This window comes from Fluviicola sp. (assembly GCF_030151805.1).
In the GTDB taxonomy this organism is placed as follows: Bacteria; Bacteroidota; Bacteroidia; order Flavobacteriales_D; family Crocinitomicaceae; genus Fluviicola.
The window spans coordinates 1-10594 of sequence record NZ_JASLCN010000199.1 but is presented as its reverse complement, the minus strand read 5'-3'; the positions used below and the strand labels follow the sequence as shown (position 1 = coordinate 10594).

Here is a 10594-nt window from a genome sequence, read left to right as displayed (position 1 = left end):
GCTTTGAGCACCAGTTTGTAACTTGAAAACTCATAGATAGTGATCCAGCGATCATCTTTGCTTAGATAAAACAAATTAGAAATAATTGATTTGGATTGTGCAACCGCATTTCTTCCGTAGTATGACGGACTTCACATCTGGGCAAAAGTTCTGCAACTGATACGATCCACCGATAAACGCACATGAAAACTATCCGGATTTTCTACCTTGAGCCATTTCCCCCAGGAATCACCAAATAAAGACTGGTATTTTCTGTACTGCAAGGTTTCTGTATTGAATTCCAGACCGGATTCTATCGATCCAAGTAAAACACAAGCCGTCGCCAGAAGAATGCCCAAAGGCCATAATAAAACAAAGCTTATAAGGCTTCCGATTGCGCAAAAGATGATTGGAATCAAATAGTTGAAGGTTTTTCCTTCACTGATTTTGAAGTAAGGGTTCTGATCGTTCATTTAGGTAATTAATTTTTGAGGAGGGAAAATTACAGCGAAGTTTCGGATCAATTAAATAATTAAACTTTTTTGGGAGTTTGATTTTGAATCTCTGTTATGTCCGGAAGTTTAGTGAGTAATTTTAGAATCCTCTGTGCCTCTTGGCGTTTGTATTTTCAAAAATCATTCAAACGCTCAAAATCGGATACATAAGCAAACAAAAAAGGCTCCCCAAAATTCGGAGAGCCTTTATCTAAATCAAAAACGTTGTTAAACAGTCACTTTTGGTGCTGCTGCTAAAATATCTGAAGATGTTTCTGCTGCAAACTGCTCAAAATTCTTAACGAATTGATCTGCCAAATGGTTGGCAGTTTTATCGTATGCTGTTTTATCTGCCCATGTTTCACGTGGATTTAAAATCTCACCCGGAACTTCCGGACAAGAAGTAGGGAATGATAATTCGAATACCGGCAATGTTTCAAAGCTAACGTTATCCAATTGACCAGTCAAAGCTGCAGTAATCATTGCACGCGTATAAGACAATTTCATGCGGCTTCCTACTCCGTAAGAACCTCCTGACCATCCGGTGTTGATCAACCAAACTTTAATGTCCGTTCCTTCCAGTTTCTCACCCAATAATTTTGCATATTTTGCAGGGTGTAACGGTAAGAATGCTTTTCCGAAACAAGCGGAGAAAGTGGTTGTAGGTTCTGTAATACCAACCTCTGTTCCGGCAACTTTTGCAGTATATCCGGACATGAAGTGATACATTGCCTGCTCTTTCGTTAAACGTGAGATCGGAGGCAATACCCCGAATGCATCAGCAGTTAAGAAGAAAATATTTTTTGGACCTGCTCCGATAGATGGAACCATGATGTTATCAATGTAATCAATCGGGTAGGAAACACGTGTGTTTTCTGTGATTGAACCATCCGCATAATCCGGAGTAGAAGTTCCTTCATAGAATCCGATGTTTTCCAAAATCGCCCCGAACTTAATTGCGTCGTAAATTTGCGGTTCTTTTTCTTTCGACAAGTCGATTGTTTTTGCGTAGCAACCACCTTCGAAGTTGAAAACCGTATTGTCAGACCAACCGTGTTCATCGTCACCGATCAAACGACGGTTCGGATCGGAAGACAAGGTTGTTTTTCCTGTTCCGGACAATCCGAAGAAAATAGCGGTATCTCCGTTTGCACCGACGTTAGCAGAACAGTGCATGGAAAGTACATTTTTCTCATGTGGTAACACGTAATTCAAAACAGAGAAAATTCCTTTTTTAATTTCGCCTGTATATCCTGTTCCACCGATAATAATCATTTTACGGGTGAAGTTCAGAATTGCAAAGTTGGATTGGCGCGTTCCGTCGATTGCAGGATCAGCTTTGAAACCAGGAGCACAAACGATGTTCCATTCAGCATCAAAGTTTTCGATCTCAGCATCCGTAGGACGCAAGAACATGTTGTAAGCAAACATGTTTGACCACGGGAATTCAGTTGTAACACGGATGTTCATTCTGAATTTGTCGTCTGCACATGCGTAAGCATCACGAACATACATGTCTTTTCCAATCAAATAAGACTTCATGCGGTTGTATAACGCATCAAATTGCTCTGTGGAAACGGGAATGTTTACATCTCCCCACCAAACACTGTTTTCAGTATTTGCGTCGCGAACAACAAAGCGATCTTTTGGAGATCTACCAGTAAAATCACCGGTTTCAATTGCAATCGCTCCAGTGTCTGTTAAAACACCCTGACCGCCGATGATCGTATCTTCTACAAGTTCAGCTGGTGTTAAATTCCAGAATACGTTACCGAGATTTTCTAATCCGATAGTTGATTTTAAATCGGCATTTTTTCCTCGTTTACCAAATTCGTCCATAAAATGTCTTTTTGTATTGCCTTGAGGCTAACTTATTTTGGTGCAAAAGTACACGGATTCGTCAAAAAATCAGCCTTTTTGCCCTAGAAATATTAACAGAATAAGAAGAAATTGTTTACATGAGTCAGTGTAACACACTGTTTAATAGCTTTTTGATACTTAAACTGAGTTGATAACTTCTTGCTGTTTAGGGAGCCAGATTCCAGTCGCGGGCAATTTCATAGGTGCTGAAAAAATCTCCATCTTTAGCATGTTTGGTGACTTCTCCACCTTGTTTTGGTCCTGGTCCCGGATCAATCATCAAGTAATGTCCCCAATTGTCTGCAGTATAAAAGATAATGACAGAACGTCCCGATGCATCTTTGTAATCCTTGCGGGTAATGGTGGGTGAGGATGGATTTACATTCACTTTTCGCTCACTTTCCGAAGCGATTGTAAATGCGGTTTTCCATTGTTTCACCAACACTTCCCCGTTTCCGTAATTCACCACTTTGTCGTCCGTTCCATGAACAACGATCAGTTGCGGGAATTCACCGGAATACAATGAATCCTGAGAGTACAGGCGCTGACGAAGCACTTCATCGGAAAAAACAGTCGGCTGGCGCATTTCTGCAAACGATTTCATCGGAGAATCAACTTGTTTGTAAGCTGTTCCGGCTAAAATAGCTCCTGATTTTAGTTTGTCCGGGTAACAAGCCATGAAATTCACACTCATTGCTGCACCCGCGCTTACTCCGTAAATATAGATTCTCGAAACATCAATCGGATAATGAGAAACGGCGTATTGCATCATTTCGTTGATACTCGCCATTTCCCCCTTGTCTTTTTCCTGGTCGTCTTTCAAAAACCAGTTGAAGCACCGGAACATGTTGTTGTTTGTTTTCTGTTCGGGATAAAGCACAAAAAATCCCAGGGAATCCGCCAACTGATTCCAGCCTGAACCCAATGCAATTTCATCTGCTGTTTGGTTACAACCGTGAAGAACAAGCACCAAAGGCTTTTTTCCTTCCTTTTTCCCGAACGGTTCGTGGATGTAAGCGTTCAGATTTCCCGGGTTCGCTTTCAGTTGAGCCGAAATGTCCGTTAGCTGGGAAAACCCGATGAATGGCAGAAAAAACAAGAATACAATAGGATGTTTTACTTTCAAATGACCTGGTATTTTTTCATGATGAATGTAGCACTTTTATTCTGACAAATGCCGTCTCTCAACGTATAATCAAAAAACAAATCGTTGTCTCTGATCTCAACTTCGAAACATTTGTTCTTTAAATACGACGGATGTGCTTTCGTGGTTTCGCAAACCTCCAGATCATGTGTGGCAATCATCCCGATTGCATTCAAACGAACCATTTGTTCCACAATTCCGATCGTGCCGTTTCGCTTGTCGTCAGAGTTTGTTCCCCGCAGAATTTCATCCAGGAGCACAAAAGCCTTTTCCGTGTTCAAATGGTCAATGATCAGCTTCAATCGTTTCACCTCCGAAAAGAAATACGAAGTGCTTTCTGAAAGTGAATCGCTCAAACGCATGGAAACAAGTAGCGGAATCGGGTAGAATTGTGCACTTTTTGCCGGAACAACCGAGCCTGCATTGGCAAGAATGACTCCGATTCCCAACGTTCGCAGGAACGTACTTTTCCCCGACATGTTCGATCCGGTAAGAATCACAAAACGCTCGTTGTCGAATGAAATGGAATTGTTGACACGCGATTTTTTAGCAATCAACGGATGCCCCAGTTCTTCGAAAGCAATCTGATTTTCCGTTAAAACAGGGAAGCTATATTCCGGATTATTTACATGAAAATTACTGAAGGAAAGAATGCTTTCCACTTTGGCAATTTGTTCGATCCACTGACTGATGGATTCGCGGTGTTGTTTTTTCCAGCGTACCAATTGACGGAAGATATGCACATGAAACTGAATGGTTCCGTTCAGGAGGAAAACTGCAAATCCGTTGTTGATACTGTCGAGATTTTCGTAAATCCGGGATGATTCTTTCAATAAAGAACTTGCCGCCTGGTTTTTGGAATGCACTTTTTGATGAATTTCCTGCAAAAGCTTTGATTTCCAGACTCTGTTTTCAATCAGGTGCAGCATTTCACTGTATGCAAGCAAAGCTGCTCCGATGCGTTCTGTTTTCCCGATTTCCTTCCGGATATTGGATTGAACCAGGCCGAAAAGAAGCATATTAACCGAAAACAAGGCAACTCCCCAATTGAACCAGTAAACATTTTCCGTCTGCCAGAACAAAATCATGGTGGTCAACCCGGCTGCAGGCATTAAAAAAGAAAGGATTACCGAAAAAACAGAAATGGATTGCCTGGAATCCTGCCAGTGTTCGATGTATTTCCGGATTTCGGGCGTGTCTTCGCCTAGTTTGGCATAAACCTGGAATGCCTGTCTCCATTCAAGATCTTCCGCAATTTCCTGGACAGCTTCCTGGGTTTCCGCAAGTGCTTCGCTTGTTTTTGTGTGCAGCAAAGCTTCTGCCAGTTTTTCCCGTCCGATAACGGTTGAAGTTCTGTTCAGATGTTCGTATAGCGAATGCGAACCAAACAAATCAATATCAAAAGAATAGGGATGGGCGGTATCCGTAAATTCGTGTCCGTTCGGATAATACGGAACTGTTTCTTTTACAAATTTATCCTCGGATTCATTCAGCCACAAATACGTACTTGCAATTTGGAGCTTCCGTTTCACTTTGAAGTGATAGAAAACCAGGAAAACGAATCCTGCCGAAAACAAAATTCCGAAAATCAGGGAGAGTGCTTCAAGCTGACTTTTCGATTGATAGAAGCAAAAAACAGCCAGGATAAGTGTAAATAACCTCGACCAACCAATGAACTTTAAGCATTTATTGATTTGATTGACAGTATGTTTGTAATGAAGCGATTTGGCAGCGTAGTCAGGGATCATATCGTTGCGAGTTTCTTCAATTCGGTGATTGCCTGTTGAATATTTTTCCAGATATCGCTGATTGAAGCGTCCATCATATAACACGGAGCTGTTACAATTTTATTTTCCATATCGACATGAATCTCGTGAACGGTTTTATAGGTGGTTTTCGCTCCTGTTTTTTCAAGTCCCTGGGAAAAAGCTTCAATATCATAAGGTGAAGCTTCAGATGTAGAACCGATTGTTAAAGAAGGATGAATCGAAGAATCTTCCAATGCTTTGGCCAAAACTACCGGACTCACGCAAAGAGCCGCAATGGGTTTTCCAATGTTGATCAGATTGACCAAAAGCAATTTCACTTCCGGTAAAATGGTTCCCTCCGGACCTTCAAAAGCCCACTTGGTAAAGTTTTTTGCACTTCCGAATCCGCCGGGAATAATTAATGCGTCAATGTCGGAAGGTTGCACGTCCTGAATCTGGATAATGTTTCCGCGTGCAATGCGTGCGGCTTCCACAAACATGTTCCGGGATTCGTTCATCACTTCTCCGGTTGCGTGATTGATGACATGAAACTGATCAGCGTTCACACTGATACAGGTATACGAATCACCCAATTCCGAAACGGCAAGCATGCTCAACACGGCTTCCTGAATTTCAGCTCCGTCGTAGACGCCGGAACCAGAAAGTAAAATCCCAAAATTCATTCTATTGTTTTTTATTATAATATACGTAAAAAATAATGAACCACCCTTCCAGGGTTATAAACCCTGGAACAGTTTTTATCTTTTCAAAAATACAATTCTATTCTGTTTCAAAGCAAGATTGTTAGATGACTCTTATGCTGAAAAACATGGAAAAGGAACGAATGGAGCGAAGAAAAGCATCTTCATTTTACTTCCTGGCATTCAATGCAAAAAATCTGTTTCGTATCTTTGTCTTATGAACAAACCGATCATTTTCTACGACGGAGATTGTGGTTTTTGCAATAAAACGGTTCAATTTGTTCTGAACAAGGAGAAGAACCGTGAAATTCATTTCTGTGCCCTCCAAAGTGAATTTGCAAAAGCATTTTTTCTAGAGTTGGGAATCCCGGAGATTGATCTGTCGACATTTTACTTCTGGGACACGAAACACTTGAATAAACGCTCCACAGCTGCATTGAAAGTATTGAACTACTTGCGTTTTCCTTATCAGATGGGAAAAATAGGCTGGATCGTTCCGCGTTTTATCCGAGACGGAATCTATTCATTTATTGCGAAAAGAAGAATGCGCTTAGTTGGTCAATTTTGTGCGCTTCCGACAAAAGAACAGGCACTTCGATTTTTATCTCAACCTACGGTTTAACGTTCGTTTTCAGCAAGTCCGTATTAAAACAAACCGGATGTTAAAATAACAATCATTTTTTGTGCAAATTCTGTTAATATCATTTGATGAACATACCTTGTAAAGGGAATACTTTAGCTATTTTTGTCGTATGAGAATATCTGCTTCGATTTATTCGGATAAGAAACGCGACCTGTCGGAAACGATTGAGGATTTGGCGGCTCACCATGTAGATTTACTGCATGTGGACTGTAATGATGATCCTTCGGTTTTCGAAGATATCAGTAAGATCAGAACCTGGTGTACTATCCCGATTGATCTGCACATTATAACGAAACATCCGTCGAACTATTTTGATTTGTTGCGCGAAGTTCCGGTAGAATATGTGACTTTTCAGATGGAAGACCTGGAAGAAGAATTGGTAATTCCGGCAGATATTACCGGAAAAAAAGGCTTGGCGATCATTACTCCGACTTCAATCGAAGCGTTTGACAAATACCAGAATTTTGATTTCATTCTGATCATGGCAACTATTCCCGGACAAAGCGGAGGCGTTTTTGATTCGGTGAATTTTAAAAAAATCCGTGATTTTCAGAAAAAGTATCCGGGTAAATCAGTGCATGTAGACGGAGGTGTAAACGGAGAGGTTTCCTTTATTCTGAGAAACATGGGGGTTCATACTTCTGTTTCCGGGTCTTACTTGTTTAATGCGCCAAGTATCGGACATGCTTTGATGGATCTGACCAAACGAAACCTGGATTCACAATTCCTGGTAAAGGATTTCATGATTCCTTTAAGCGAAGCACCTGCAATCGGGGAAGAAGCATCCGTACTGGAAGTCTTGAATGAAATTGAAATCGGAAAGTTGGGGTTCACTTTAGTTGTGAATCAGCAATCCGATTTAAAAGGGTTGATCTCAAACGCAGATATTCGTAAAAGTCTGATCCGCACAAAAGGAAATCTGAGTCAGGAATTCATTTCCGAAATCATGAACACAACTCCTTTGGTGATACAGGAAACAGCAACCGTAAACGACTTACTACAACAGATTAAAAAATATGCATTCCCGATTCTTTATTTGCCGGTGGTAGACCAGAATAATAAGGCAAAAGGGATTTTAACATTCGTAAACCTGATTAAAGGGGAAATATGATCATTCATTTAAAACAATCGGTAAGTGCGGCTGAAGCAGCCAAATTAGCTAAAGAAAACAAAGCATTTCATTTGGTTTCTCAAGGAGTCAATGTATTGGTTACAGGTTCCGGTGTGAAGGAAGTTCCTGCAGTACTGGAAGGAGTTACTGACGCTCATTGGGTATTCCCGAATGACATGCAGCTGGCATCCAGAAATTACCGTCCGGAAACACGGGAAGTGAAAATCGGTAATATAACAGTTGGTGGAAAAACGGGAAACACGATTGTGATTTCAGGACCTTGTTCCGTTGAATCGGAAGAGCAGATCAGAGAATCTTCCGAATTATTGAAGTCTTTGGGATTAACTGCTTTAAGAGGAGGATGCTACAAACCAAGAACAAGCCCTTACAGTTTCCAGGGCTTAGGTTTGGAAGGATTGAAGTTGCTTGCTAAAATGCGTGAAGAATATGGGTTTTCCGTCGTAACGGAAGCGCGTGACGCAACGCATATTGATGAAATTATCGAACATGCAGATGTTATCCAGGTTGGTGCAAAAGCGATGTACGATCAGGGAATTTTGCGTGCTTGCGCCAAAACACAGAAAACGGTTTTGATCAAGCGTGGTTTCGGAACAACCCTGCAGGAATTTGTTCAGGCGGCAGAATTTGTGCTTTCCGGAGGAAATGAAAACGTGGTGCTGTGCGAGCGCGGAATCAGAACGTTTGAAACCGGAACGCGATTCACTCTGGATTTGTGCGGAGTTGAGTGGTTGAAACACTATACCAATCTTCCGGTAATCCTGGATCCGAGTCATGCAATGGGGTATGCTTACGGAGTTGCTGGTTTGTCAAGAGCTTGTACGGCTTTGGGTGTCGACGGTTTATTGATCGAAGTGCATCCGAATCCAAAAGTGGCAAAATCAGACGCTTCCCAGCAGTTGAATCACGAAGAATTCAAGCAATTGTTACAAACATTGAATCCGATTGCTTCCAGCGTTGGATATAAATTGGTATAATCTTGTTTTTAGAGCAAAATATAAAAGGTCTTTGCGCAAAATTCGGCGTTGATTTTTATCAGATGCTGCAGGATTTTGACGTGGACGGAGTAACGGAATTATCCATTCTGGACCTGGAAGCTATTGCAGAAGAATACGAAGTGGATTTTTATTCCCTGCTGTTTAAGCCGCTCTTTGTTTTCGATCATTTGAAAAGCAAAATAGAGAAAATCAAATTCCTGGTTTTGGACGTGGATGGCGTGATGACGGACGGCGGAATGTATTACACCGAATCCGGAGATCAGATCAAAAAGTACAACACGAAAGATGGAATGGGGATCATGAAAGCTCAGGAAAAGGGGCTGATCTGCGGAATTATTTCTTCTGCATTCACGGACAAAATGGTTCGGAATCGTGCGGAAGTATTAAAAATTGATCATGTGTACGTGGGGAGAGAGCAAAAAATCACCGTTTTGAAACAATGGTGTGAAGCACTTTCTATTTCATTGGATCAGGTAGCCATTATCGGCGATGACATCAATGACTTGTCCATTATGCGTGAAGTTGGCTTGAGAGCCTGCCCGAAAGACGCAGTTCAGGAAGTCAAGAAAGAGGTAGATATTGTATTAACAAAAAATGGGGGAACCGGAGTAGTGAGAGAATTTATTGATAACTTTCTCCTTTCTGAACCCATCAAAGAATATTAAACAACAACATGAATCAAGTGAAATTAGGCATCATCAGGGAAGGTAAAGTGCCGCCTGATAAGCGAGTTCCACTCACCCCAAAACAATGTAAGTTGGTTGAGATGAAGTTTCCACAAGTGAAAGTCGTTGTACAAGCGAGCGAAGTTCGTGCGTTCAAAGACGAAGAATATGTGGCTGAAGGGATTGAAGTGGTGAAAGATTTGTCAGATTGTGACATCATTATGGGAGTGAAAGAAGTGAATGTTTCCGATTTGATTCCCGGAAAAAAATTCCTGTTCTTTTCACATACCATCAAAAAACAACCTTATAACAGGGATTTACTTCGCGCAATATTGGAACAAAAAATCCAGTTGATCGATTACGAGGTGTTGAAATCGAAAGAGAACAAACGCATCATCGGTTTTGGTCGCTATGCAGGAATTGTAGGAGCGTACAACGGTTTGCTGGCGTACGGGGAAAGAAATAACCTGTACAGCTTGAAACCCGCAAATCAGTGTTCCGGAAGAAAAGAAATGGAGGCAGAATTGCACAAAGTAGTTCTTCCCGCAAATACAAAATTGGTTCTGACAGGTTTCGGAAGAGTCGGATATGGTGCTCGTGAGATCATGGATTTGCTTCCGTTTACAGAAGTAAGTCCGGAAGAATTCCTGACAGAAAACTTCGATACACCGGTTTTCACACATTTGGAAATCGAAGATTACTACAGACGTAAAGACGGAAAACCATTCAGCAAACAGGAATTTTATTCCACTCCCGAAATCTACGAATCCAGTTTCGGAAGATATTCCCGGGTAGCAGATTTGTACATTGCCTGTCATTTCTGGAGCAATAAATCACCGTTTATTTTAACGGCAGACGATTTGAAATCCGAAAAGAATAAAATCAAGGTTGTTGCAGATGTTTCGTGCGATATTCAAGGGCCGATTGCCTCTACGATGCGCGCATCAAAGATCGCAGATCCGTTGTATGGTTACGATCCGCAAACAGGTTTGGAATGCGATTGGAAACAAGACGGATCAATTACCGTCATGGCAGTTGATAACCTTCCGTGTGAATTACCGAAAGATGCATCCGAAGATTTCGGAAACGAATTGATTAAATCCGTATTCCCGCATTTGTTCGGAGACGATCCGGATAATATTATCGGACGCGGATCCGAAACAGATCTGAACGGTAATCTGACCTCGTACTTCGCTTATTTGAGCGATTATGTGAACCAGGTTACAGCTTAAT

Annotated in this window: 10 protein-coding genes; 5 read left to right on the top strand and 5 right to left on the bottom strand. The window is 41.4% G+C overall.

Annotated elements, in window-relative coordinates:
• Window positions 1-131: 131 nt before the first annotated feature.
• From Q1V93_RS07515 to elbB, 5 genes are all read right to left on the bottom strand, one after another.
• Window positions 132-452: a hypothetical protein gene (locus tag Q1V93_RS07515; RefSeq protein WP_300663353.1), complete on the bottom strand. Its 321-nt coding sequence runs from the start codon at window positions 450-452 to the stop codon at window positions 132-134.
• Between the two features lie 249 nt (window positions 453-701).
• The gene (gene pckA, locus Q1V93_RS07510) at window positions 702-2312 is read right to left on the bottom strand and encodes a phosphoenolpyruvate carboxykinase (ATP) (protein WP_300663351.1); all 1611 of its coding nucleotides are present in this window, start codon (window positions 2310-2312) and stop codon (window positions 702-704) included.
• 187 nt (window positions 2313-2499) lie between these two features.
• Complete coding sequence (locus Q1V93_RS07505) at window positions 2500-3432, bottom strand: PHB depolymerase family esterase (RefSeq protein ID WP_300663349.1); 933 nt, start codon at window positions 3430-3432, stop codon at window positions 2500-2502.
• A 23-nt stretch (window positions 3433-3455) separates the two neighbouring features.
• A complete protein-coding gene (locus Q1V93_RS07500; RefSeq protein ID WP_300663347.1) occupies window positions 3456-5225 on the bottom strand; it encodes a DNA mismatch repair protein in 1770 nt (589 codons plus the stop codon).
• The gene (elbB, locus tag Q1V93_RS07495) at window positions 5222-5908 is read right to left on the bottom strand and encodes an isoprenoid biosynthesis glyoxalase ElbB (protein WP_300663345.1); all 687 of its coding nucleotides are present in this window, start codon (window positions 5906-5908) and stop codon (window positions 5222-5224) included. Before elbB ends, Q1V93_RS07500 begins: the two co-directional genes overlap by 4 nt.
• A 235-nt stretch (window positions 5909-6143) precedes the next feature.
• On the opposite strand from elbB, the gene Q1V93_RS07490 reads away from it, so the two are divergent.
• The 5 genes from Q1V93_RS07490 to Q1V93_RS07470 all read left to right on the top strand — a co-directional run bounded on the left by Q1V93_RS07490 (window position 6144) and on the right by Q1V93_RS07470 (window position 10593).
• Complete coding sequence (locus tag Q1V93_RS07490; protein ID WP_300663344.1) at window positions 6144-6548, top strand: DCC1-like thiol-disulfide oxidoreductase family protein; 405 nt, start codon at window positions 6144-6146, stop codon at window positions 6546-6548.
• A gap of 130 nt (window positions 6549-6678) precedes the next feature.
• On the top strand, window positions 6679-7680 hold the full coding sequence (locus Q1V93_RS07485; RefSeq protein WP_300663341.1) for a CBS domain-containing protein: 1002 nt from the start codon (window positions 6679-6681) through the stop codon (window positions 7678-7680).
• Entirely contained in the window at window positions 7677-8675 is a 999-nt protein-coding gene (gene aroF, locus Q1V93_RS07480; RefSeq protein WP_300663339.1) for a 3-deoxy-7-phosphoheptulonate synthase, read from the top strand. Before Q1V93_RS07485 ends, aroF begins: the two co-directional genes overlap by 4 nt.
• A 62-nt stretch (window positions 8676-8737) precedes the next feature.
• A complete protein-coding gene (locus Q1V93_RS07475) occupies window positions 8738-9361 on the top strand; it encodes an HAD-IIIA family hydrolase (protein WP_300663338.1) in 624 nt (207 codons plus the stop codon).
• Between the two features lie 8 nt (window positions 9362-9369).
• Window positions 9370-10593 (top strand): NAD(P)-dependent oxidoreductase, encoded by a 1224-nt coding sequence (locus Q1V93_RS07470; RefSeq protein ID WP_300663336.1) that lies wholly within the window; start codon window positions 9370-9372, stop codon window positions 10591-10593.
• Window position 10594: the final 1 nt, after the last annotated feature.

Coding starts and splice junctions, on each gene's coding strand:
- Q1V93_RS07515 (WP_300663353.1), bottom strand. CDS start 452: ATGAACGATCAGAACCCTTACTTCAAAATCAGTGAAGGAAAAACCTTC.
- pckA (WP_300663351.1), bottom strand. CDS start 2,312: ATGGACGAATTTGGTAAACGAGGAAAAAATGCCGATTTAAAATCAACT.
- Q1V93_RS07500 (WP_300663347.1), bottom strand. CDS start 5,225: ATGATCCCTGACTACGCTGCCAAATCGCTTCATTACAAACATACTGTC.
- elbB (WP_300663345.1), bottom strand. CDS start 5,908: ATGAATTTTGGGATTTTACTTTCTGGTTCCGGCGTCTACGACGGAGCT.
- Q1V93_RS07490 (WP_300663344.1), top strand. CDS start 6,144: ATGAACAAACCGATCATTTTCTACGACGGAGATTGTGGTTTTTGCAAT.
- Q1V93_RS07485 (WP_300663341.1), top strand. CDS start 6,679: ATGAGAATATCTGCTTCGATTTATTCGGATAAGAAACGCGACCTGTCG.
- aroF (WP_300663339.1), top strand. CDS start 7,677: ATGATCATTCATTTAAAACAATCGGTAAGTGCGGCTGAAGCAGCCAAA.
- Q1V93_RS07475 (WP_300663338.1), top strand. CDS start 8,738: ATGCTGCAGGATTTTGACGTGGACGGAGTAACGGAATTATCCATTCTG.
- Q1V93_RS07470 (WP_300663336.1), top strand. CDS start 9,370: ATGAATCAAGTGAAATTAGGCATCATCAGGGAAGGTAAAGTGCCGCCT.